The sequence below is a fragment of the Microbispora cellulosiformans genome, assembly GCF_008728085.1.
Taxonomy (GTDB): domain Bacteria; phylum Actinomycetota; class Actinomycetes; order Streptosporangiales; family Streptosporangiaceae; genus Microbispora; species Microbispora amethystogenes.
This window is the reverse complement of record NZ_VYTZ01000005.1, coordinates 571,014-593,286: the sequence shown is the minus strand read 5'-3', so window position 1 is coordinate 593,286 and position 22,273 is coordinate 571,014. Positions and strand designations below refer to the sequence as shown.

18 protein-coding genes are annotated in these 22,273 nt (G+C 72.7%); 7 read left to right on the top strand and 11 right to left on the bottom strand.

Going from position 1 to position 22,273, the window contains the following annotated elements:
* Positions 1 to 15: 15 nt before the first annotated feature.
* The 3 genes from F5972_RS16960 to F5972_RS16950 form a co-directional block, all read right to left on the bottom strand.
* Positions 16 to 1,167, bottom strand: a complete 1,152-nt coding sequence (locus tag F5972_RS16960) for a glutathione-independent formaldehyde dehydrogenase (RefSeq protein ID WP_150934429.1) — start codon at positions 1,165 to 1,167, stop codon at positions 16 to 18.
* Between the two features lie 176 nt (positions 1,168 to 1,343).
* Positions 1,344 to 2,483 (bottom strand): sensor histidine kinase, encoded by a 1,140-nt coding sequence (locus tag F5972_RS16955; protein WP_150934428.1) that lies wholly within the window; start codon positions 2,481 to 2,483, stop codon positions 1,344 to 1,346.
* Between the two features lie 203 nt (positions 2,484 to 2,686).
* Positions 2,687 to 3,154 (bottom strand): carboxymuconolactone decarboxylase family protein, encoded by a 468-nt coding sequence (locus F5972_RS16950; protein WP_150934427.1) that lies wholly within the window; start codon positions 3,152 to 3,154, stop codon positions 2,687 to 2,689.
* A gap of 152 nt (positions 3,155 to 3,306) precedes the next feature.
* On the opposite strand from F5972_RS16950, the gene F5972_RS16945 reads away from it, so the two are divergent.
* The 3 genes from F5972_RS16945 to F5972_RS16930 all read left to right on the top strand — a co-directional run bounded on the left by F5972_RS16945 (position 3,307) and on the right by F5972_RS16930 (position 5,995).
* Positions 3,307 to 3,780 carry an RrF2 family transcriptional regulator gene (locus F5972_RS16945; protein WP_150934426.1) on the top strand — a complete coding sequence of 158 codons (474 nt, stop codon included), beginning with the start codon at positions 3,307 to 3,309 and terminating at the stop codon, positions 3,778 to 3,780.
* A gap of 111 nt (positions 3,781 to 3,891) precedes the next feature.
* Positions 3,892 to 4,722, top strand: coding sequence for a TetR family transcriptional regulator (locus F5972_RS16940; RefSeq protein WP_225311559.1), 831 nt, complete (start codon positions 3,892 to 3,894; stop codon positions 4,720 to 4,722).
* Between the two features lies 1 nt (position 4,723).
* Complete coding sequence (locus F5972_RS16930; protein ID WP_150934425.1) at positions 4,724 to 5,995, top strand: cytochrome P450; 1,272 nt, start codon at positions 4,724 to 4,726, stop codon at positions 5,993 to 5,995.
* Between the two features lie 34 nt (positions 5,996 to 6,029).
* Here F5972_RS16930 and F5972_RS16925 read toward each other — a convergent pair whose 3' ends face one another.
* Positions 6,030 to 7,331: a glycosyltransferase family 4 protein gene (locus tag F5972_RS16925; RefSeq protein WP_150934424.1), complete on the bottom strand. Its 1,302-nt coding sequence runs from the start codon at positions 7,329 to 7,331 to the stop codon at positions 6,030 to 6,032.
* Between the two features lie 150 nt (positions 7,332 to 7,481).
* Here F5972_RS16925 and F5972_RS16920 point away from each other — a divergent pair, with 150 nt between their 5' ends.
* Complete coding sequence (locus F5972_RS16920; protein WP_225311558.1) at positions 7,482 to 8,411, top strand: AraC family transcriptional regulator; 930 nt, start codon at positions 7,482 to 7,484, stop codon at positions 8,409 to 8,411.
* A gap of 111 nt (positions 8,412 to 8,522) precedes the next feature.
* On the opposite strand, the gene F5972_RS16915 is transcribed toward F5972_RS16920, so the two are convergent.
* The 3 genes from F5972_RS16915 to F5972_RS16905 all read right to left on the bottom strand — a co-directional run bounded on the left by F5972_RS16915 (position 8,523) and on the right by F5972_RS16905 (position 10,636).
* Complete coding sequence (locus tag F5972_RS16915; RefSeq protein WP_150934423.1) at positions 8,523 to 9,266, bottom strand: SDR family NAD(P)-dependent oxidoreductase; 744 nt, start codon at positions 9,264 to 9,266, stop codon at positions 8,523 to 8,525.
* Positions 9,263 to 10,204 carry an NAD(P)-dependent oxidoreductase gene (locus F5972_RS16910; protein ID WP_150934422.1) on the bottom strand — a complete coding sequence of 314 codons (942 nt, stop codon included), beginning with the start codon at positions 10,202 to 10,204 and terminating at the stop codon, positions 9,263 to 9,265. Before F5972_RS16910 ends, F5972_RS16915 begins: the two co-directional genes overlap by 4 nt.
* A gap of 222 nt (positions 10,205 to 10,426) precedes the next feature.
* Complete coding sequence (locus F5972_RS16905) at positions 10,427 to 10,636, bottom strand: hypothetical protein (protein ID WP_150934421.1); 210 nt, start codon at positions 10,634 to 10,636, stop codon at positions 10,427 to 10,429.
* Between the two features lie 231 nt (positions 10,637 to 10,867).
* Here F5972_RS16905 and F5972_RS16900 point away from each other — a divergent pair, with 231 nt between their 5' ends.
* Positions 10,868 to 13,912 (top strand): FAD-binding and (Fe-S)-binding domain-containing protein, encoded by a 3,045-nt coding sequence (locus F5972_RS16900; protein ID WP_150934420.1) that lies wholly within the window; start codon positions 10,868 to 10,870, stop codon positions 13,910 to 13,912.
* Positions 13,905 to 15,767, top strand: a complete 1,863-nt coding sequence (locus tag F5972_RS16895; protein WP_150934419.1) for a thiamine pyrophosphate-dependent enzyme — start codon at positions 13,905 to 13,907, stop codon at positions 15,765 to 15,767. Before F5972_RS16900 ends, F5972_RS16895 begins: the two co-directional genes overlap by 8 nt.
* A 14-nt stretch (positions 15,768 to 15,781) precedes the next feature.
* Here F5972_RS16895 and F5972_RS16890 read toward each other — a convergent pair whose 3' ends face one another.
* The 4 genes from F5972_RS16890 to F5972_RS16875 form a co-directional block, all read right to left on the bottom strand.
* Positions 15,782 to 16,825, bottom strand: a complete 1,044-nt coding sequence (locus F5972_RS16890; protein WP_225311557.1) for a PP2C family protein-serine/threonine phosphatase — start codon at positions 16,823 to 16,825, stop codon at positions 15,782 to 15,784.
* A 272-nt stretch (positions 16,826 to 17,097) separates the two neighbouring features.
* Positions 17,098 to 17,751 (bottom strand): potassium channel family protein, encoded by a 654-nt coding sequence (locus tag F5972_RS16885; protein ID WP_191910161.1) that lies wholly within the window; start codon positions 17,749 to 17,751, stop codon positions 17,098 to 17,100.
* Between the two features lies 1 nt (position 17,752).
* Positions 17,753 to 19,102, bottom strand: coding sequence for a TrkH family potassium uptake protein (locus F5972_RS16880; RefSeq protein ID WP_150934417.1), 1,350 nt, complete (start codon positions 19,100 to 19,102; stop codon positions 17,753 to 17,755).
* Positions 19,099 to 20,328 carry a cation:proton antiporter gene (locus F5972_RS16875; RefSeq protein WP_150934416.1) on the bottom strand — a complete coding sequence of 410 codons (1,230 nt, stop codon included), beginning with the start codon at positions 20,326 to 20,328 and terminating at the stop codon, positions 19,099 to 19,101. Before F5972_RS16875 ends, F5972_RS16880 begins: the two co-directional genes overlap by 4 nt.
* Positions 20,329 to 20,787: 459 nt before the next feature.
* Here F5972_RS16875 and F5972_RS16870 point away from each other — a divergent pair, with 459 nt between their 5' ends.
* Positions 20,788 to 22,239 (top strand): arabinofuranosidase catalytic domain-containing protein, encoded by a 1,452-nt coding sequence (locus tag F5972_RS16870; RefSeq protein WP_150934415.1) that lies wholly within the window; start codon positions 20,788 to 20,790, stop codon positions 22,237 to 22,239.
* The last annotated feature ends 34 nt before the right edge of the window (positions 22,240 to 22,273 follow it).

The following is a 22,273-nucleotide window of genomic DNA, read 5'->3' as shown; positions in this document are numbered from 1 at the left end:
ACGTCGAAGGAGGCGTCAGCCGGGCTTGCCGGGGTGCAGCACGACCTTGGTCCAGCCCCGGTCCCGCGCGTCGAAGCGCGCGTACGCCTCGGGCGCGTCGTCGAGGTCCAGGTCGTGCGAGACGATCCAGGACGGCCGGGCGCCGACCTCGTGGATGAGGGCGCACAACTGCCGGTTGTAGTTCTTGACGTTGCACTGGCCGGTGCTCATCGTCTGCCCCTTCGACCAGAAGGTGCCGTAGTCGATCGCCACCGCCCCCCGCCGGTAGAGGGCGTCGCCACCGATGGGATCGGTCGGGACGAACAGGCCCACAACGGCGATGCATCCGGTGAACTTCACCGACTTGACCAGGTTGTTCAGGGTCATGCTGGGATGCTCGGAGCCCTCCGCGTCGTGGGCCTGGAAGCCCACGCACTCGCAGCCCCGGTCGGCGCCCAGTCCCTCGGTGAGCTCCAGGACCTGTTCCACCGGGGAGGACACGGAGTCGTCGATCGCGATCGCGCCGATCTCCTCGGCCTTGGCCAGCCGGTCCGGATGGTGGTCGATCACCATCACGCCGCTCGCGTTCCTGAGGAGGGCGGAGTAGGCGGCCATCAGGCCGACCGGCCCCGCGCCGTAGATCACGACGGTGTCGCCCGGCTGCACTCTCGCGAGCTCGGTCGCGTGCCAGCCGGTGGGCCACACGTCGGCGAGCATGACGTAGTCGTTCTGCCGCTCCCGTGCGTCCTCGGGCAGCACGAGACAGTTGAAGTCGCCGTACGGCACGCGCAGCAGTTCGGCCTGGCCGCCCTGGTAGGGGCCCATGCCGGCGTAGCCGTACGCGGCGCCGGCCCGGCCGGGCTCGGGGTTGGTGGTCAGGCAGAAGGCCGTCAGCCCGTTCTCGCAGTTGGCGCAGAAGCCGCACGAGACGTTGAACGGCATGCAGACCATGTCGCCGACCCTGACCCGGTCGACGGCCGCGCCCACCTCGACCACCTCGCCGAGGTTCTCGTGACCGAGGATCCGGCCCGGCTCGAAGTCGGTGCGGCCCTCGTACATGTGCAGGTCGGAGCCGCAGATGTTGGCCGCGGTCACACGGACGAGCACGTCGGTGTGCCGCTCCAGCCGGGCGTCCGGCACGGTGACGACACCGACCTTGCGGGGACCTTCGTAGACCACGGCTTTCATGGCTGCCTCGAACGCGATCGTTGCGCCGGACGGCGTGCGGGCGGTGCGCAGCCTCCGTACGCGCCGGGCGGGCCCTTTCGGCCCGCGCGCCGGCGATGCGCCGGCAAGAGAAGGCGTACCCCCGCCGGACGTGCGAAAAACGGCGGCCCGCACGGCCTTCGCCGGCCGTGACCACCTCACTTGAGGGGGAACCGCGCGGCGATCGTGAATCCGCCCTCGGGGGTCGGCCCGGCGGAGAACCGGCCGTGGGCGAGGCACACGCGCTCCCGGATGCCGGCCAGCCCGTAGCCGCCGCCGAGGGAGGGCGCGGCGCGGACGCCGGTCCGGTCGGCGGCTCGTCCATGCCGCGCCTCGTCAGGGGTGTCGGTCACGGAGACGGCGACCTGGTCGCCGACGGTCTCGCAGGTCACCAGCACGCGGGCGCCGGGCGCGTGCTTGCGGATGTTGCTGAGCCCCTCCTGCACCAGGCGGTAACACGCGTGCGAGACCTGCCGGGGCAGGCCCTCCGGGGGGACGTCGAGGCGGAGGTCGACGTGGAGGCCGGTCGCCTTCGCCTCGCCGACCAGCCGCGCGATGGCGTCTACGCCCCCGGCGAGGTCCCCCTCCTCGTGGCGGAGCACGGTGAGCAGCTCACGCAGCTCGGTGAGCGCCTGCACCCCCTTGTCCTCGATGACGGCCGTCAGCTCGCGCACCTCTCCGGGCTCGGTGGCGTCGCGCGCCATCCCGGCGTTGAGCACCATCGCGGTGACCGCGTGGGTGACGGTGTCGTGCATCTCCCTGGCGATCTTGCGGCGCTCCTCGGCCGCGGCGATCTCCTCGCGTTCGCGCACGCCGTGCCGCAGGTCCCGGATCAGGCGCCGGTAGGCGTGCACCCAGGTGCCGACCAGGGCGGGCAGGTAGATGAGGGTCACCGCGCGCACGATGTTGAGGTAGACGGAACGGTCGGTGTGGGGGTTCACGAAGTCGACGGCGCCGTAGACCACCACGAGGGCCAGGGCGACGTACTGCCACCGGCGCGGGCGGTGCTCGGCCGTCATCGAGAAGACGGCGAGGACCATCGGCACGGTTTGCCCGGTGACGCAGGCGCAGACGGCGGAGGCGGCGACGGCGGGCCACGGCGTGCGGCGCCGTACGAACATCGTCGCCGCCGTCACCACCCCCACCAGGACCTCGATCCAGAACGGCGCCGTGCCCCACAGGGCGAAGCCGTAGCCGATCATGGACGTCGGGATGGTGAACGCCAGCACGGCGCAGGCGAGCAACGCGTCGACGACCAGTTCGTGATGCGCTGGAACGATGCCTGCTTTATCCCCCATAATGCTAGTTTGCGCTGTTTATTGATTGCCGTCACCCCTCCCGGGTCGCGTCGGCCCGTCTGGATGCGGCGAAGATGACAGTGCGCCCTGCCCTCAATTTGGGCGTTGTCAGCCGGACGGATATCGAAGTGGCGGCGGCCGCGTCATCGACGCTGACAGGAGGCGCTCACAGGCCGCTGTCGCCGGCGAGCGCGGCGGCAGTACTACCCACGGGGCCGCGCCGGCATCCGCAGCGGGACGCCGAACCGGTTGAAGGCGTTCATCAGAGCCACCTGGACGACCAGCGCGCCGAGTTCCTCGTCGGTCATGAGGTCGCGGACGCCGGCCCAGATCTCGTCGCCGACGCCGTGCGGGGTCAGCGTCGTCGCGGCCTCGGTGTACTCGAGCGCCGCCCGCTCCGCCGCGGTGAACAGCGCCGACTCGCGCCACGCGGACAACTGGATGATGCGGTCCAGTGATTCTCCCTTCTCCAGCGCATCGTGGCTGTGCAGGTCGATGCAGTGCACGCAGTGGTTGATCTGCGAGGTGCGCAGTTTGACCAGTTCGCGGATGGTCGGATCGAGTGGTGAGGTGAGAACGGCCTGGTCTGCGGCGTAGAGCGCCTTGGCGGCCTTCGGGGCGGCCGTCCGCAGGTCGAGGCGGGGCTCGCCGGTGTGCACGTGGGTGGTCATGGCTTCTCCTTTGGGCGTGGGTATCGCGTTGTCGAGGCGGGCGTGCGCCGGCGGGGGGATCACGAGGGCTGCGCGGCTGACCTCGAATTCGGATAACTGTTGTCCGGGATTCTATTCGGACAAAGACTGTCCGAGTCAAGTAGGCTGGGCGGATGAAGATGTCCGGCGGGGTCGAGTGGGGCTTGCACTGCTGCGTCGTACTCAGCGGAGCGGGCGCGCCGGTGACGGCGGCCAAGCTCGCCGAGCTGCACGATGTCTCCCAGAGCTACCTGGCCAAACAGCTGCAGCTGTTGTCCCGCGCGGGCCTGGTGCGCTCAGCGCTGGGCCAGTCCGGCGGCTATGTGCTGACTCGGGCCGCGACTGAGATCACGGTGCTGGACGTGGTCGAGGCGATCGACGGCGTCCAGCCGGCGTTCCGGTGTACGGAAGTGCGTCAGCGGGGCCCGATGGCCGTGCCGGCGGAGCGGTGTGACACTCCCTGCCCGATCGCCCGCACGATGGATTCCGCCGACCGCGCCTGGCGGGAGTCGCTGCGCAGGGTCACCATCGCCGACCTGGTCGCCGACGTCGACCGTACGACGCCGCCTGAGATACTCGCGGGTGCCCGGGAGTGGCTGCACGCCTGAGCAACGGCGACGATCCCCGGCGCCGTACTGAGATCTGCGAGGCCGTCGGACGCGGCCGTTCGGCGCCTCCCCGCCTTGACGGATTCAAATGAACGGTCGTTTAATTCGGCTATGGGGCGGATCGCGGGTGTCACCGCCGCCGAGACGCGCGAGCGGCTGCTGCGCGCGGCCGCCGACGTGTTCGCCCGGCGCGGCTACGACGGGACGCGCGTCGCCGACATCGCCGCGGCGGCCGGGGTGAGCAACGGCGCGCTCTACGCGCACTTCGGCTCGAAGGCCGAGCTGATCGCCGCCGCGTTGCACGCCCACGGGCCCGGGCTGCTCGCCGAGCTGCTCGCCGCCGACCCGGCCCGGCCGGTCGCGGACCTGCTCGTCGCCGTGGGCCGCAGGCTCCCGCACCGCCTCGACGCGCGCAGCTCGCTCATCGCCGAGGCGCTGGTCGCGGCGCGCCGCGACGAGGACGTCGCCCGGCCCATGCGGGAGTACGTCGCGGAGCGGGCCGGATGGCTCACCGGCCTGGTGCGGGGGGCCCAGGACGACGGCGCGATCGATCCCGCGGTGTCACCCGGCGCGCTCGCCCATCTCTGCCTCCTGCTCGCGATGGGCAGCGTGCTCGTCACGCCGGACCTGCACGGGGTCGGCGACGAGGAGTGGAGCGCCCTGCTCACGCGGCTCGTCGCCGCCCTCGACCCGCCCGGCCCTCATCCACATCCAGACCCAGGAAGCACGGGGAGCGCCACCATGAAGGTGCAGATCGACCCTGGCCGGTGCCAGGGGCACGGCCGTTGCCACGACCTCGCCCCCGGCCTGTTCGAGGAGGACGACGAGGGCTACGGCCGGGTGCCCGGAGACGGCGCCGTGCCGCCGGGGCAGGAGCAGGCGGCCCGGCTGGCCGCGGCGAACTGCCCGGAACGAGCGGTCGTCCTCACCGAGGAGGCGTGACATGACCGTCGACGACCGCTTCACCGGGGGTTTCCGGAAGCAGGGGCCGCCCACGGGCACCCGCAACGAGATCGTCACCGGGCCGGTGTCGGACTGGGCGACCGACTTCTCCCACCTGGAGCCCGAGTGGGCCGCCGATCCGTACCCGATCCAGGACGACCTGCGGGCCCGCTGCCCGATCGCGCACACCGGGAGGTTCGGCGGCGGGTGGCTGCCGACGCGGTACGAGGACGTGGCCGCCATCGCCTACGACACCGAGCGCTTCTCCTCCCGGTCGATCATCATGAGCAACTACCGCCCGCCCGCGGAGATCGCGCCCGTGGGGGCGACCCCGCCCATCTCCTCCGACCCGCCGTTCCACCACGACGCGCGCAGGCTGCTGCTCCCGGCGTTCACCAAGAAGGCGGTGGCGAGGCGGGAGGAGGCGACGCGGGCGTTCTGCCATTCGCTCATCGACACGCTCAAGGGCGCCGATGTCGTGGACGCCGCCCGCGACTACGCCCAGCACATCCCGATCCGGGTGATCGCCGACATGCTCGGCTTCCCGCCCGAGGACGGGCCGCGCTTCAGCAGGTTCGTCGAAAGCGCCCTGGAGGGCGTCAACCTGCCGCCGGAGGAGCGGATGGCGCGCATGGACGAGCTGTTCGACTACCTGTACGCCCAGATCCGCGACCACGTGGACAACCCGCGCGACGACCTCACCACCTACCTGGTCGACGCCGAGCTGTACGGCCACAAGCTGCAGCCCAACCACGTCGCCGGCACGATCGCCCTGCTGCTCATCGCCGGCATCGACACGACGTGGAGCGCCATCGGCGCGTCGCTGTGGCACCTGGCGAAGACCCCGGCCGACCGAGAGCGGCTGGTCGCCGAGCCCGCCCTGCTGCCCACGGCCATGGAGGAGTTACTCCGGGCGTACGCCCCGGTCACGATGGCCCGGCTGGTGAAGCAGGACATGCACTGGCGGGGGGCCGAGATGCGGGCGGACGACTGGGTCCTGCTGTCGTTCCCGGCCGCCAACCGCGACCCCGAGCAGTTCGAGCGGGCCGGCGAGGTCGTCATCGACCGCGAGGTCAACCGGCACGTCGCCTTCGGCCTCGGCATCCATCGGTGCGTGGGCTCGCACCTCGCCCGGATGGAGCTGCGGGTCGCCCTGGAGGTCTGGCTGGAGCGGATCCCGGTGTTCGGCCTCGCCGACCCCACGGCGGTGACCTGGGCCGCCGGTCAGGTGCGGGGCCCCCGCACGCTGCCGCTGCGCCTGGGCCGCGCCTGACGATTACGCCCTTGGTTCCTCGCTCCGCCCGCGGTCAGGGCCGTTCTCCGGCCCCCGTGGCGGCGGCGTACGCCGCCAGGGTCCGCTCGGCCGTACGCGCCCAGCCGTAGCGCTCGCGCACGTACGCCGCGCCCCGCAGGCCGAGCCGTTCCGCCTCTCCGGGATCGTCCAGGCAGCGCAGCAGTACGGCCGCCAGCTCGCCGGGGTCGTCGCCCGTGCAGTGGAGCGCACCGTCGCCGACGACCTCGGGCGAGTAGCCGGGCCCGACGACCACCGGGCGGGCGAGCGTCATCGCCTCGACGGCGACCAGGCCGAACGGCTCGTACACGGACGGGAAGACGCACACGTCGGCGGCGAGGAAGTGCGCGAACACCTCCGGGGAGGGGAGGAAGCGGTTGCCGGCGACGACGTGCCCGGCGGCTCCCGTCCGTTCGACCAGCCGGGCGACCTCGGCGGCGTCGGCGGTCTGCGGGAGCCCCGCGCCGACGAGCACGAACCGCGTGTCGCCGTGCTCGGCTATCACGCGCGGCACCGCCCGGATCAGGGTCCCGACCCCCTTGTGCGGCGACGGGCGCCCGGCGAAGACGACGAGCCGGCCTCGCCCGCCGGGCAGGTAGCGGCGGCGCACCTCCGCGCGGACCCGCTCGCGTTCGTCGTCCGGCAGCGCGGCCAGCCGCAGCAGGTCGGGGTCCTCGAAGCCGTGCGGCACGACGAGCAGCCGGTCGGCGGGCCACCCACGGGCGGCGAGGTCGTCCCGCATGCGGGCACTCGGCACCACGATCAGCCGCGCCGCCCGGGCCTGAGCCGTCTCGAGCAGGTCGAGCAGGACGGCGTACGCCGAGCGGCGCGCTCCCGGCGCGTTCAGCTCGCGGGTGTGCACGTGGAAGACGACCGGCAGCCGCCCGAGCGCGCCACACAGGATCCCGGCCACGCAGCCCATCCAGTCGTGCACGGCCACCACCGCGCGCCCCTCCCCGGACCGCTTCCTCCCGGATGGTCCGGGACGGCGGCGGGCCGCCTCGGCGCGCAGGATGCGGGCGGCGGCGCGGACGTTGAACACCAGCAGCCCGGCGACCCTGGCCGGCCGACGAAGCGCGGGCGGGACGGGGGAGCCGCCGTCGATGCCGTAGCCGGGGGTGGCCAGCCGCCGCAGCGTCACGTCTCCACGGCGTTCGGCCGGGGACGCCGCGCCCCGGCGGACGGCCCCGAAGACCTCGGTCGGCACGCCGCGGTCCCGGAGGGCGGCCATGATCCGCTCGGCGTACCGGCCCAGCCCGCCGACGACGCCGGGCGGCACCTCCGAGCACACGATGTAGACCCGGGCCGGACCGCCCATCAGCCCACTCCGGCGGTGTCGGCCGGCGGGGGATCGTCGGTGAGCGCGGACACGAGGCGACGCTAGCGGGGCCGGGCCCTCCTCGCCAAGATCCGCCGCCACCCTCCCGCGGCGGCGTCCGCGGCTGCGCCGGCTTGTAGTCTTCGCCTCGTGCGGAACGACTCACGGTCCGGCGAGGACGCACGGTGTGGCGGGGGCGCCGGGCGCGGCCGGGTCTCCGGGGGCGGCGAGGACTCACCGGCCGGCGCTGACCCGCGGCGGCACCTGCGGGCCGTCGGGACCGTGCCCGGCAACCGCCTGCGGTTCGGGCCGGGCGCGGCCGGCATCGAGCGGCTGGAGGCCTCGCTGACCGGGGAGGGGTTCGCCCCCCACCGCCACGACACCTACGCGATCGGCCTGACGTTCCACGGGGTGCAGACGTTCCGCTACCGGGGCGAGGCGCGGCACTGCCTGCCGGGAGAACTGCACGTGCTGCACCCCGACGAGGTGCACGACGGCGTGGCCGGCACCGACGAGGGGTTCGGCTATCGGATCATCTACCTCGATCCGTTCCTCGTGCAGGAGGCGCTGGGCGGGGCCCCGCTGCCCTTCGTCGCCGATCCCGTGATCGGGCGGCGCGACGTCGACCCCTCGCTCGCCGCGTGCCTGCGGGACATCGACGAACCCCTGGACGATTTCGGCCGCCTCACGACGACGCTGCTGGCCGCCCGGACGCTGGTCAGGCACGCGGCTGTGCGCCGCCCGGGCAGGCCGGTTCCGCTGGCGCTGGAGGCGCTGGCCCGCGTGCGGGACCTCATCGCCGAGGATCCGGCGGTGCGGCACTCCCTGGCGGAGTTCGAGGCGGTCTCGGGCCTGGACCGGTGGACGATCGCCCGGCAGTTCCGCACGGCGTTCGGCACCAGCCCGACCCGATTCCGCACGATGCGGCAGCTCGACCGGGCCCGCCGCCTGCTGCGGGACGGCGTGCCGTTGTCCGAGACGGCTCAGCTCGCCGGCTTCGCCGACCAGGCACACCTCACCCGCATGTTCAAGCGCACCTACGGTCTCACGCCCGCCCGATGGGCCGCCGCCCTCGCCTGACCGCCCTCGTCTGGCCGTGCTCGCCTGGCACGCGTCCGCCGGAGAGCACGCGGTCGCCGGGATCGTCGCGGAGCTCCGGTCCCCGCTGCGGAGCGGGGGCGGGGGAGCGGGTCAGAGCCCGCCGGTGACCTCCAGTACGGCGCCGTTGACGTACGACGCGCGGTCCGACAGCAGCCAGCGGACCGCCTCGGCGATCTCCTCCGCCTTCCCGGGACGGCCCAGCGGCACCCGCGCCGCGACCCGCGCGGCCCGTCCCGGCTCTCCGGCCCTGGCGTGGATCGTCGTGTCGATCGTCCCCGGCGAGACGGCGTTGACCCGGATGCCCGCCGGGCCGAGCTCCCTGGCCAGGCCCACGGTCAGCGTCTCGGCCGCCGCCTTCGTCGCGGCGTAGGCGACGTACTCGTTCGGCGAACCGGTGCGGGCCGCGACCGAGGTGACGTTGACGATCACCCGGCCGGGCGTTCCGCCCGACCAGCGGCGGGCCGCCTCCCGGCACAGCCGCACCGGCGCGACGAGGTTCACCTCGACGACCCGCCGCAGGTCGGCGTCGGTCAGTTCGGCGATCGGGCCAAGCCTGCCGGTGACCCCCGCGTTGTTCACCAGGCCCGTCACCTCTCCGGCCGACTCGGCCAGGTCGAACAGCCGGGCCGGCGCGTCCTCGTCGGTCACGTCCAGGCGTAGGCCCCGGACCGGGGCGCCGCCGCCGGCGAGGTCGTCCTCCAGCGCCTTGGCGTCGGCGTCGGAGCCGGAGTGCGTGAAGACGACTCCGTACCCGTCCGCGCACAGGAGTTCGACGATGCGGCGGCCGATGCCGCGGGTGCCGCCGGTGACGACGACGACCGGGCGAGAGGTCATGCACATGCTCCTTCTTCGAGTGATTCGCCTGTCTCCGGCGTCCCTTGGGTCTCCGGCGTTCCCTGTGTCGCCCGCGTCCTCGCCTCGATCGCGTGGACGACGGCCGCCATGTCGAGCCCGCCGTGGCCCAGCCCGAGGGTCTCGCCGAACAGGGTGTGACAGACGTCCAGCAGCGGCGAGGCGATGCCGGCCTCCCGCGCCGCCTCGGCGATGAGACGGTTGTTCTTCAGCACGTCGGCGATGGCGGCCTGGGCGGCGAAGTCGCGCCCGGCCAGCTTCACCGCCTTGACCCGGGAGACGTCGCTCGCCATCTGGCCCGAGTTCAGCACGTCCACGAGCAGCCCGAGGTCCAGGCCCTGGCGCTCGCCGAAGTGCAGCGACTCGGCCAGGCCGGTGACCGTGGTGATCAGGAAGATGTTCACCGCGAGCTTCGTCAGCAGCGCCCTCGGCGCCGGGCCGCACACCACCGTCTTGCCGCACATCGGCGCGAGCAGCGGGCGGACCTCCGCCACTGTCTCGGGCCGCCCGGCCAGCATCGCGACCAGCCGCCCCTCCTCGGCGGGAACCCGGGAACCCGAGATCGGCGCCTCCGCGTAGCGTCCCCCGGCCGCGAGCACGTCGGCCTCCAGCCCGGCCGAGTAGCCGGGGGAGGTGGTGCCCATGTGGACCACCGTACGGCCCGCGACCAGCCCGGCGAAGCGCGGGGTGCCGCGCTCCAGCACGGCGTCGACGGCGGCCTCGTCGGCCAGCATGAGGAGCACCGTGGACGCCTGGCCGAACACGCCGGCCACGTCGTCGGCGACGACCGCGCCCGCGGCCCGCAGCGGCTCGCTCCTCGCGGGCGTGCGGTTCCACACCACCAGCGGCGTCCCCGCCCGGGCCAGGTTGAGCGCCATGGGCTGCCCCATGATCCCGAGCCCGACGAAGCCCACGTCCATCGTCCGCCTCCGCGCGCAGATGCCCGCGCCGACCGCCATGGCCGGCGCCGGAGACCGTTGTAGCGCGCGCCGGGGCCGTGGTCTTGAACGATTGTGCCGCCGGCCGATGCTCAGGCCACGCTGGTGGCCGTGGGCCGTGGGCCGTGGGCCGTGGGCCGTGGGCCGTGGGCCGTGGCTCGTGGCTCGAGGGTGGCCCGTGGCCCTTCGGTCCGGTGCCGGTGGTCAACGGGTGGCAGCGCGGTGGCCGCACCACCAGCCGAGCGCGAAGCCGGCGGCGAGCCCGGTCGCTGCGGCGAGCGCCTTCGGCGACGACATCGCGGACTTCATCTGCTTCAGGCCGCCCTTCGGGTCGGCGACGGCGCCCGCGACGCTCCCGGCCGCCGACACCACCGTGTCGCCCAGGTTCTTGATGGCGGTGTTCAGGGATTCCATGGTCGGCTCCAGTCGGCGGTGCCCTTCTCGGTGTTCCCGGGGACCCTGCCCGTGTGCCGGGATGCCCTTCCCGCCGTCCGCCCACGTAAACGGCGGGCCTGCCCGCGCGCCCCGGGCTCCCGGCGGGTCACCGGGGTTCTTTTACTCCTCCCGGTGGTCCGCCTGACCCGCGACGGGAAGGGTGGCTCACTGAGACGGGCCGCCCGCGGGCGGCCGACGTGAGGAGCGGTCATGGCGCGTGCCGCACCGAAGACGACCTCGCACCGGGAACCCACGCCGGGCCGGGAACGCACCCCCGGCGCGGGGCCGAGGCGGCCCCGGCCGGGGGAGGCCAGGAACCCGCCGCTGCCTCCGTACGCCGGGGAACTGCGCGACCGGCTCGGCGAGGTCGTGGCGGGGGAGGTGCAGTTCGGCGGCGGCGACCGCGCGTTGTACGCCTACGACGCCTCCGTCTACCGGCAGGTGCCGATCGGCGTGGTGACCCCCAGGGACGAGGCGGACGTCGAGGCCGCGCTGGAGGTGTGCCGCCGGTTCGGCGCTCCGGTGCTCGCCCGCGGCTGCGGCACCTCCGTGACCGGGCAGACCGTCAACGCGGCCGTGGTCTTCGACTTCACCCGGCACCTGGACCGGGTCGGCGAGATCTCCCCGGCGCGCCGCACCGCCCGGGTGCAGCCCGGCGTGATCTGCGACCGGCTCAGGGACGCCGCCGCGCCGTACGGCCTCACCTTCGGCCCGGATCCCGCCACCCACGACCACGCGACGCTCGGCGGCATGATCGGCAACAACTCCTGCGGCACCCACTCGCTGGCGGCGGGCAAGACCGTCGACAACATCGAGGAACTGGAGATCCTCACCTACGACGGCACCCGCATGCGGGTCGGCGCCACCGGCGACGACGAGCTGGAGTGCGTCATCGCGGCCGGCGGGCGGCGCGGCGCGATCTACGCCGGGCTCCGCCACATCCGCGACACCTACGCCGACGCGATCCGGCGGGGCCTGCCGGACATCCCGCGCCGGGTCTCCGGCTACAACCTCGACGCGCTGCTCCCGGAGAACGGCTTCCACGTCGCGCGGGCGCTCGTGGGCTCGGAGGGCACGCTCGCGCTGGTCCTCGGCGCGACCTGCCGGCTGGTCCGCCTGCCTCCCCGCCGGGCGCTCGTCGTGCTCGGCTACCCCGACATCCCCTCGTCGGGCGACGACGTGCCCTGGCTGCTGCGGTTCGGCCCCATCGGGCTGGAGTTCACCAGCGGGCACGTCGTCGCGAACCTGCACGCCAAGGGCTTCCGCCTGGGCGGGGAGGCCCTGCTGCCGCCGGGGCGCGCCTGGCTGCTCGCCGAGTTCGGCGGCGAGACCCAGGGCGAGGCCGACGCGCGGGCCGGGCGGCTGGTGCGCGCCGTACGGACCCGGCCGCACGGCCCGAGCTGCAGGTTCTACGACGACCCGGCGGAGGAGACCGCCGTGTGGGAGGTCCGGCGGCACTCCGCCGGCACCGCCCGGATGCCCGTCGGCATGGGCGGCCACGGCGGCTGGCCCGGCTGGGAGGACGCCGCCGTCCATCCGGACGTTCTCGGGCCCTACCTGCGCGACTTCCTGCGCCTGCTCGACCGGCACGGCTACGACGCCGTGTTCTACGGCCACTGGGGACAGGGCTGCGTGCACAGCCGGATCGACTGGGACCTGCGCAGCCTCCAGGGCGTCCGGGCCTTCCGGCGGTTCATGGAGGAGGCCGCCGACCTCGTCGTCTCGTACGGCGGGTCGTTGTCGGGGGAGCACGGCGACGGGCACGGCCGGGCCGAGCTGTGGCCGCGCATGTTCGCGCCCGAGCTGATGCGGGCCTTCGAGGAGTTCAAGCGCGTCTGGGACCCCGACGGGCGGATGAACCCGCACAAGCTGATCGACCCGTACCCGCTGGACGCGCACCTGCGTGAGGGCCCGGCGTACCGGCCGGTGGAGCTGGAGACCGTCTTCCGCTACCCCCTCGACGGCGGCAGCTTCACCGAGGCGGCCGGGCGCTGCTTCGGCGTGGGCAAGTGCCGCCACCTGTCCGGCGGGGTGATGTGCCCGAGTTTCATGGTGACCCGGGAGGAGAGGCACTCCACGCGCGGCCGGGCCCGGCTGCTGCAGGAGATGGCCGAGAGCGCGGGCCCGGTCCGGGACCGCTGGCGCAGCGACGAGGTGCGCGAGGCGCTCGATCTCTGCCTGGCCTGCAAGGGGTGCCGGAGCGACTGCCCGGTGAAGGTCGACATGGCCACCTACAAGGCCGAGTTCCTGCACCATTACTACGCGCGCCGGCCCCGGCCCCGGCAGGCGTACGCGCTCGGGCTGATCGACCGCTGGGCGCGCCTCGCCTCGCGCGTCCCGCGCCTCGCCAACGCCGTCACGCACGCCCCGGTGCTGGGCCGGATGGCGAAGCTGGCCGCCGGAATCGCGCAGCGGCGCGACACCCCGCGCTTCGCGACCCGCACGTTCCGGCGGCTGATGGCCGGCCATGTGCCGCGCAACCCCGGCGGGCCGCCCGTCCTGCTGTGGCCGGACACCTTCACCGAGCACTTCCAGCCGGAGGTGGGGGTCGCGGCCGTCGACGTGCTGGAGTCGGCGGGGTTCCGCGTGATCGTGCCGGACGGCCCCCTGTGCTGCGGGCGCCCGCTCTACGACTACGGGATGCTGACGCTCGCGCGGCGCTACCTGCGCCGGGTGCTGGACGCGGTCGGCCCGTACGTCGAGGCGGGAGTCCCGGTCGTCGGGCTGGAGCCGAGCTGCGTGGCCGTCTTCCGCGACGAGCTGCCCAACCTGCTGCCGGACGACCTCGGCGCGCGGCGGCTGAGCGCGGGCAGCCACACCCTGGCGGAGTTCCTGACCAGGTGCGCCCCGGACTGGCCCGTGCCCCGGCTGCGGCGCCGGGTGCTCGTCCAGGTGCACTGTCACCAGCACGCGGTGCTGGGGTTCGAGGCCGACCGCGCGCTGATGCGCGAGATGGGGCTCGACCTGGAGATCCCGGACTCGGGCTGCTGCGGCATGGCCGGCTCCTTCGGCTACGAGGCCGGGCGGCACTACGAGGTGTCGGCGGCGGCGGGGGAGCGGGTGCTGTTCCCGGCGGTGCGCGCCGTCGGACGCCGGACGCTGGTCGTCGCGGACGGGTTCAGCTGCCGCGGCCAGATCGCCGCCGGGACCGGCCGCAGGCCCCTCCATCTGGCCCAGGTGCTCGCCCTCGCGATCCGCGAGGGGGAGCTCGGGCCCGTCGCTCCGCGACGCGCGAAGGGAGACGATCATGGGTGATCAGCTCACCGCGGCGGACGTCCTCGTCGACCGGCTGATCCAGTGGGGCGTGGACGTCGTCTTCGGGCTGCCGGGCGACGGCATCAACGGCTTCATGGACGCACTCCACAACCGCCGGGACGACCTGCGGTACATCCACTGCCGCCACGAGGAGGTGGCGGCGATGGCGGCGGTCGGCTACGCCAAGTTCACCGGGCGGCTCGGCGTGTGCTTCGCGACCGCGGGGCCGGGCGCGGCCCACCTGCTCAACGGGCTGCTCGACGCGCGGACCGACCAGGCGCCGCTGCTGGCGATCAGCGGGATGACGTACCACGACCTGATCGGCACCAGCTATCTCCAGGACGTCAACACGGACTACATGCTCAACGACGTCGCGCTCTACAACCAGCGCATCATGGGGCCGGCCCACGTCGTCAACGTCACCGACTACGCCGTGCGGACCGCGCTGACCCTGCGGGGGCCGGCCCATCTCACGTTCCCGATCGACTTCCAGGCGGCGCCGGCGGGCTCCGGGAGCCGGTTCCGGCGCAATGTCGAGGGCCACACCTCCACGTCGTACCGGCCGCCGATCCGGGTGCCGCGCCGGCAGGACCTCGACGCGGCGGCGCGGGTGCTGTCGGGGCGGGCGCGGCCGGTCATCCTGGCGGGCGCGGGCGCCCGGGGGGCGGTGGACGAACTGGAGGCGGTCGCCGAGAAGCTCGGCGCGCCGATCGTCAAGGCCCAGCTCGGCAAGGACTGCGTGCCCGACGACAGCCTCTACACCACCGGGCCGATCGGCCTGGTCGGCAGCCGCCCGAGTGAGGAGGCCATGGAGGAGTGCGACGCGCTCCTGATCGTCGGGTCGACGATGCCGTACATCGAGTTCTATCCCGCGCCGGGGCAGGCCGTGTGCGTGCAGATCGACGACATGCCGGAACGGCTCGGTCTGCGTTACCCCGTGGACGTGCCGCTCGCCGGCGACGCGCGGGCCACCCTGTCTGAGCTTCTGCCGCTGCTGACCCGCAACGAGGACCGGGCGTTCCTGACGAAGGCCCAGCGGGGCATGCGCGACTGGTGGCGGCTCATGGAGGAGCGGGCGACGCGGACCGACCTGCCGATGAAGCCGCAGGTGCCCGCGTGGGCGCTGAACGCCGCGCTCGCGCCGGACGCCATCGTGTGCGGCGACTCGGGCACGGTCACGAGCTGGGCGGCCCGGCAGATCATGATCCGGCGGGGCCAGATGTTCAGCTTCTCCGGGACGAACTGCTCCATGGCGGCCGGCCTGCCGTACGCGATCGGCGCGCAGGCCGCCTATCCCGGGCGGCAGGTCGTCGCCTTCACCGGCGACGGCTCGATGACGATGCAGCTCGGCGACTTCCTCACCGCGGTGCAGCACGACCTGCCCATCAAGATCGTGGTGGTGAAGAACAACACCCTCGGGCTGATCAAGTGGGAGCAGATGGTGTATCTCGGCAATCCCGAGTACGGCGTGAACCTCGCGCCCATCGACTTCGTGAAGTTCGCCGAGGCGTGCGGCGCCCGGGGCGTGTGTGTCACCGACCCGGCGAGCTGCGCCGACCAGATGCGCGAGGCGCTCTCCTGGGACGGACCGGTCATCGTCGAGTGCCTGGTCGACCAGCACGAGCCGCCGCTTCCGGCCAAGGTGAAGAGCCACCAGGTGGAGAAGCTGACCGAGGCGCTGCTCCAGGGCACCCCGAACCGCAACCGCATCGCCCTGCAGATGATCAAGGACATGCTGGACGAGTCGAGCTTCGCGGCCAGCCCGGCGCACGCCGTGCCGCGGAAGGTCGGCCAGGCCGCGGCCACGCTGGTCGGCAGGCTGCGCGACCGCGCCAAGGGCGAGCACCCGGAATAGGGGCGGACCGCCGGTCAGCCCGGATGGCGGCGCAGGAGCAGCATGGCCGCGTCGTCGGGGACCGGTCCGCCGACGTGACGCAGCAGGTCGGCGCGCAGGTCGTCGAGGGCCGCCTGGGGATCGTCGCCCCAGGCGAGGTGCGCCCGCTCGGCGAGGGGATAGAAGCGTCCCTCCCGGTCCCGCGCCTCGATCACGCCGTCGGTGTAGAAAAGGATCTGGTCGCCGTCGCCGAAGGGCAGCCGGTGCGGCTTGGGCCGCGGCGAGCCCAGCGCGCCGAGCCCGAGCGGGAGCGCCTCCTCCTGGGGTTCGGCGAAAGAGGCCGTGCCGTCGGCGCGCAGCACGAGCGGGGCCGGATGGCCGCAGTTGAGCAGGGAGATCTCCCCCTCGTGCACCTCGGCGAGGATCGCGGTGACGAACTTCTCCCCACTCAGCTGGCGGCCAAGGCTGGCCTCCACGCGCTCGGCCACTCCGGAGAGCTCGGGCTCGTCGTAGGCGGCCTCGCGGAAGGCGCCGAGCACCCACGCCGCGGTCTCGACCGCCTCGAGGCCCTTGCCCTGCACGTCGCCGATGAGGATCCGGACGCCTTCCGGGGTGGTGACCACCTCGTACAGGTCGCCGCCGATCTGGGCCTCCGCCGCCGCCGAGGTGTAGGAGAGCGCCACCCGCAGGTCGCCGGCCCGGCGGGGAACCGGGCGCAGCAGCACTCTCTGGGCGGCCTCGGCGACCGCGCGGACGTCGGCGAGCTCCCGCTCCCGCCGGTTCCGCAGCCGGCTGGCCAGCATGCTCGCGGCGGTGACGCCGACGATCGCCGCGATCGTGAGGTTGTTCTGCGGCCGGCCGAACAGGCCGTCGTAGACGGAGAGGGGGAGGCAGATGGCGAGGGCCAGCGCCCCCACCAGGGCCGTGCGGCGCACGGCGCCGGCCACCGAGGCGAAGGTCGGCCCGAGGGTGAGCAGCGGCAGGAAGCCCAGACCGGGCCCGCTGACCAGGTCGACGACGACGACCAGGGAGATCGCGATGAACGGCAACGCACGCAGGACGCTCTGAGAACTGCTCACCGCGGCTCCAATGCCGGTCCCCGTACCACTACGAAACACCTTCCGTGATGGCTCTACTCCTTCCCGGCTCAGAAGGGGGCATTCCCGATCTTCCGGAGCGGATGACGACTTTTCGGGATCATCCCACCCAAGTGATTATGTGGGATGTGCGATCACTATGAGTGATGACGTTACTCGGATTCGTGATGTCGCGGGTGGTAAAGGCGGACATTCGCGCCACCGGCCGCGCCATGGACCCCGCCATGGACCCCGCCATGGACCCCGCCATGGACTCAGGGCAGCTCCGCGAACCGTTCGACCTTGTCCGTACGGCCGGACACGATGATCACATCGCCGTAGCCGAGCTCGGTCTCGGCGGTGGCGTAGGTGAACTCCTCGTCCGGCCGCTTCACGGCCACGACCGTCACGCCGTACTTGCGGCGCAGGCTGGACTCGCCGAGAGGGATGCCGACGTACTCCTTGGGCGGGAGGGTCTTGGCCAGCGCGAAGTTCTCGTCGACCTCCATGTAGTCGAGCATCCGCCCGCTGACCAGGTGGGCCACGCGCTCGCCCATGTCGTGCTCGGGGAAGACGACGTGCTGGACGCCGATCCGGCTGAGGATGCGGCCGTGCTGGCTGCTGACCGCCTTGGCCCAGATGTCGTCGATCTCCATCTCCACCAGCAGCGACGAGGTGAGGATGCTCGCCTCCAGGTCGCTGCCGATGGCGCAGACCGCGCGGTAGAAGTCCGGCAGCCCGAGCTGGCGCAGCGCCTCGGGGTCGGTGGCGTCGGCCCGGGCGATGTGGGTGATCTGGCCCGCGAGGCTCTGCACCACCTTGGGCCGGTGGTCGATGGCCAGCACCTCCGTGCCGCGCCGCACCAGCTCGAGGGCGAGCGAGGTGCCGAAACGGCCGAGACCGATCACAGCCACAGGGTCGTTTCTCATTTCAGCCAACGATGACGTCCTCCTCCGGTAGTTCATAGCGGCGGGTGCGTTCCTTGAGCGCCAGGGCGGAGCCCAGCGTGAGCGGGCCGATCCGGCCGACGAACATCAGCAGCGTGAGCAGCGTCTGCGCGGCGGGGGAGACGGCGGAGGCGACGCCGATGGACAGCCCTGCCGTGCCGAAGGCGGAGACGACCTCGAAGAGCACCTCGTCCGGGGCGTGTGGCGTCAGCACCAGCAGGATATAGGTGCTGAGCGCGACCAGGCTCACGCTCAGCACGGTGAGCGAGACCGCCTGCCGCTGGGCCGCCTCGGTGAGGCGGCGGTGGCCGATGTTCACCTGGCTCTCGCCGCGCAGCTCCGCCCACACGACGAACGTGAGCAGGCCCAGCGTGGTGACCTTGATGCCGCCAGCGGTGCCCGCGCTGCCGCCGCCGACGAACATCAGCAGCTCGGTGACCAGCCAGCTGGAGGGGTGCATCTGCCCGATGTCGACACTGTTGAACCCCCCGCTGCGCGGCATGACCGCGGTGAAGAAGGCCGTCAGCAGCTTGGCCTGCCCGTCCAGCGGGCCGAGGGTGCGGGGGTTGGCCCACTCGGTGAGGAGGAAGACCAGCGTGCCGCCGGCCAGCAGGACGGCGGTGACCGCGAGCGTGATCCGGGTCAGCAGTGACCAGCGCTTCGGGTGGCGCCAGGACCGGCGCAGCTCGAACACCACGGGATAGCCGAGGCCGCCCACGATCACCGCCACCGCGACGGTCAGGCAGATCCACGGATCGGCGGCGAACCGGACGAGGCTGTCGGGCCACAGCGCGAAACCGGCGTTGTTGAACGCCGAGACCGCGTGGAACACGCCCAGGTAGAGCCCGCGGCCGGGGGACTCGCCGTAGCCGAGGACGAACCTGAGCGTGAGGACGGCCGCGATCACGGCCTCGCAGGACAGGTTGAACACCACGACCCTGCCCACCACCCGCCGCAGGTCGCCCCCGTTGAGCACTCTGGTCTCCGCCTGGGCGGACAACCGGGCGCGCAGGCCGAGCCTGCGGGAGACCAGCAGGGTGAAGACGGTGGCGAGGGTCATGATGCCGAGGCCGCCGACCTGGATCAGGGCGGCGATGACCGCCTCGCCGAACGGCGACCAGTGCGCGGACGTGTCCACGACGGTCAGCCCGTTCACGCACACCGCGGAGGTGGCGGTGAACAGGGCGGTGATCCAGTCGGAGGGCTCGCCCGAGGTCGTCGCGAGCGGACTGGACAGCAGGGCGGTCCCGAGGAGCACGGCCGCGCCGAACACGGTCGTGATCACCTGCGCCGGCCGGGTGAAGCGCCCCAGCACCGCCCAGAACAGCCTCATGCCGTCCGATCTCCGCGTACGCGTTCCCGCAGGCGGCGGGCGGCGCCGTACCAGCCGGGCACGTCGCGCTCGTCGTCGAACCAGCGGGCCACCAGGACGTCTGTGGAGGAGTGCAGCAGGATCGAGGCGACGATGGTGACCGCGACGAGCTGGAAGACCTGCTGGGCGGCGACGATGCCGGAGCCCAGCACGATCAGCCCGTAGACGACCGAGGCGAAGCCTTTGGGCCCGAACCAGGCCGCCGCGGCCTGCTCGCGCAGGCCGAGGCGGGAGCCGAGGAAGGAGACCCAGATGGCCACCGGCCGGGCCACCACCAGCGCCAGGACCGCGAACACCCAGCCCGTCCAGCCCACCGCGCCCAGCAGCGACGGGGTGATCAGCGCGCCGAAGACCAGCAGCGCGGCCAGCTTGAACAGCTCGGCGATCAGCTCGCCGAAGTGCTCGAACGACTCGCGCTGCCGCTCGCCGAAGGTCGCCACCGTGATGCCCGCGCAGAACGCGGCGAGGAACAGGTTGCCGTGCGTGGCCTTGCCCAGCGCCAGCACCAGCAGGCCGATGGCCAGCGCGTTCAGCGGCTCGTACGCCGTGGAGGCGGAGAACCAGCGGGTGCGCTCCAGCGTGATCGCGAGCCAGGGGACGGCCACGCCGACGAGCACGCCCACGGCCAGCTCCAGGCCGAGTTCGCCGAGGTGCAGGTTGTCCGATCCGGCCGCGACGGCGAGGAACACCATCACGAACGGCAGCGCGAGCCCGTCGTTGACACCGGACTCGACGTTCAACAGCCGGCGCAGCCGGGGCGGCACCTTCTCGTTGCCGACCAGCGCGGCGGCGAAGACCGGGTCGGTGGGCGCGAGGATCGCGCCGACCAGCAGCGACTCGATCCAGCCCAGGCCGACGAGGTAGTGCGCGCCCACGGCGGTGATCAGCAACGTGAGCGGCAGGCCCCAGCCGAGCGCCCGGCCCGGGAGCTTCCACGCCTCGCGCAGCTCCGTCCAGCCGACCCGCATGCCGTCGGTGAACAGCACGGCGAACAGGGCGAGCTCGGCCAGTGTGCCGACGATCTCGTCGTCGGGGGCGACCGAGACCAGGCCCAGGGCGCCGTCGCCCAGCACGAACCCGGCGACCAGGAACAGGGCCGCGGTGGACAGGATCGTCCGGTTGGCCAGACTTGACAGCAGCACGGCCAGCAACAGGAGTCCGGCGAAGGCCGGCAGCAGTGCGCTCATGGGCGGCCTCGCGGGTCGCGTCGGCCGGTCGTGCTCGCTACCACCCGGAAACCTCCCTGTCCGGAAACGACGGGACGTTGCCGACCAGACTTCTCGCACACCGCGGCTAACCGTAACAGCATTTATGTCGCGTAACGCATCAGGGGCGATGCCCTGCCAAGGCGGTCCGGCGACCGAACGCCCCCACTGTAAATTTCACCGCCCGCTTCCCGCCGGTCGTCCCGGCCCGGTGCTCGTACCGGCAGATGAGGCGGGTTCGCGGCGTCCCGGCGGAGGAGGCGGCGCCGTACGGACCTTGACGGGTCCTCGCCGCCTCGTGTTTGCTCCGCTGCACCACCACCGTCCCGATCCGACTCAAGAACGGCCTGGCCTCCTCGAAGACTTGTTAGCGCTAACACTTAAGGCCCCCCTGTGTTAGCGCTAACAACCCTCCTCCTCGCAGCCCGTACGGGAGCGCTCATGAAGATTCCTCGTCTGCGGCTCTGGATCGCCGCCGGGGTCGCCGCCGTGATCGGCGGGGCCGGTGCGCTGACCACGACCACCGCCCACGCCGCCACCGGATGCCGGGTGGACTACTCGGTCAGCAGCCAGTGGTCCGGCGGCTTCGGCGCCAACGTGACCATCACCAACCTCGGTGACCCCGTCAACGGGTGGCGGCTCACGTGGTCGTTCCCCTCTGGGCAGACGATCAGCCAGCTCTGGAACGGCTCCTACACCCAGTCCGGCTCCCAGGTGACGGTAACCAACGCCTCCTACAACGGCAGCATCCCGACCGGGGGCAACACGAGCTTCGGCTTCAACGGCGCCTTCGGCGGCACCAACACGGCGCCGACGAGCTTCGCCCTCAACGGCACGACCTGCACCGGCTCGACGGGACCTTCCGTCACGCCCTCGAGCACCCCGTCGAGCACGCCGTCGGCCAGTCCCTCAGCGAGCCCGTCGTCCACCCCGCAGGGGTCGTCCAAGCCCTGTGACATCTACGCGGCGGGCGGCACACCGTGCGTGGCCGCGCACAGCACGACCCGCGCGCTCTACCGTGCCTACAACGGCAACCTCTACCAGGTCAGGCGGTCGTCCGACAACGCCACCCGGAACATCGGCGTGCTGAGCGCGGGCGGTGTCGCCAATGCCGCCGCCCAGGACTCGTTCTGCTCCGGCACCACCTGCGTCATCACCGTCGTGTACGACCAGTCCGGGCGGGGCAACGACGTCTGGTACCAGGGGTCGGGCGGGGCCGGCGGCAGGGCCACCCCCGCGAAGGCGACGACCGAGTCGCTGACGGTCGGCGGGAGCAAGGCCTACTCGCTGTACATCAACCCCGGCAACAGCTACTGGCGCGACGGCCACACGACCGGCGTGCCGACCGGCAGCGCGCCCGAGGGCGTCTACATGGTGACCAGCGGCACCCACGTCAACAGCGGCTGCTGCTTCGACTACGGCAACAGCGAGACGACCCGGAGGGCCGACGGCGCCGGCGCCATGGACGCGATCTACTTCGGCACGAGCTGCTGGTTCGGCGGCTGCTCCGGAAGCGGCCCGTGGGTGCAGGCCGACCTCGAATACGGCCTCTACCCCGGTGGGAGCAGCTCCTGGAACCCGAACCAGCGGGCCTTCACCAGCAAGTTCGTCACCGCGACGCTGAAGAACAACGGCACGTCCCGGTTCGCGATCAAGGGCAGCAACGCCCAGTCCGGCAGCCTCTACACCCTCTACGACGGCTCGCTGCCCCCCGGCTACAGCCCGATGAGGAAGCAGGGCGCGATCATCCTCGGCAGCGGCGGCGACTGCTGCGCCACCAACACCAACCTCAGCGCGGGCACCTTCTACGAGGGGGCGATCGTCTCGGGCTACCCGTCCGACGCCACCGAGAACGCGGTCCAGGCCGACGTGGTCGCCGCCGGCTACCGCTGAGCCGCCCGTCCCGCCTTTCCGCCTCCCGCCGCGA

What these genes read in the sequence shown, in the direction of transcription:
- F5972_RS16945 (WP_150934426.1), top strand. Translation starts at nt 3,307, where the DNA reads ATGAAGATGTCCGGCGGGGTCGAGTGGGGCTTGCACTGCTGCGTCGTA.
- F5972_RS16900 (WP_150934420.1), top strand. Translation starts at nt 10,868, where the DNA reads ATGGCGCGTGCCGCACCGAAGACGACCTCGCACCGGGAACCCACGCCG.
- F5972_RS16885 (WP_191910161.1), bottom strand. Translation starts at nt 17,751, where the DNA reads ATGAGAAACGACCCTGTGGCTGTGATCGGTCTCGGCCGTTTCGGCACC.
- F5972_RS16950 (WP_150934427.1), bottom strand. Translation starts at nt 3,154, where the DNA reads ATGACCACCCACGTGCACACCGGCGAGCCCCGCCTCGACCTGCGGACG.
- F5972_RS16960 (WP_150934429.1), bottom strand. Translation starts at nt 1,167, where the DNA reads ATGAAAGCCGTGGTCTACGAAGGTCCCCGCAAGGTCGGTGTCGTCACC.
- F5972_RS16955 (WP_150934428.1), bottom strand. Translation starts at nt 2,483, where the DNA reads ATGGGGGATAAAGCAGGCATCGTTCCAGCGCATCACGAACTGGTCGTC.
- F5972_RS16940 (WP_225311559.1), top strand. Translation starts at nt 3,892, where the DNA reads ATGGGGCGGATCGCGGGTGTCACCGCCGCCGAGACGCGCGAGCGGCTG.
- F5972_RS16895 (WP_150934419.1), top strand. Translation starts at nt 13,905, where the DNA reads ATGGGTGATCAGCTCACCGCGGCGGACGTCCTCGTCGACCGGCTGATC.
- F5972_RS16870 (WP_150934415.1), top strand. Translation starts at nt 20,788, where the DNA reads ATGAAGATTCCTCGTCTGCGGCTCTGGATCGCCGCCGGGGTCGCCGCC.
- F5972_RS16905 (WP_150934421.1), bottom strand. Translation starts at nt 10,636, where the DNA reads ATGGAATCCCTGAACACCGCCATCAAGAACCTGGGCGACACGGTGGTG.
- F5972_RS16880 (WP_150934417.1), bottom strand. Translation starts at nt 19,102, where the DNA reads ATGAGGCTGTTCTGGGCGGTGCTGGGGCGCTTCACCCGGCCGGCGCAG.
- F5972_RS16915 (WP_150934423.1), bottom strand. Translation starts at nt 9,266, where the DNA reads ATGACCTCTCGCCCGGTCGTCGTCGTCACCGGCGGCACCCGCGGCATC.
- F5972_RS16925 (WP_150934424.1), bottom strand. Translation starts at nt 7,331, where the DNA reads ATGGGCGGTCCGGCCCGGGTCTACATCGTGTGCTCGGAGGTGCCGCCC.
- F5972_RS16910 (WP_150934422.1), bottom strand. Translation starts at nt 10,204, where the DNA reads ATGGACGTGGGCTTCGTCGGGCTCGGGATCATGGGGCAGCCCATGGCG.
- F5972_RS16875 (WP_150934416.1), bottom strand. Translation starts at nt 20,328, where the DNA reads ATGAGCGCACTGCTGCCGGCCTTCGCCGGACTCCTGTTGCTGGCCGTG.
- F5972_RS16930 (WP_150934425.1), top strand. Translation starts at nt 4,724, where the DNA reads ATGACCGTCGACGACCGCTTCACCGGGGGTTTCCGGAAGCAGGGGCCG.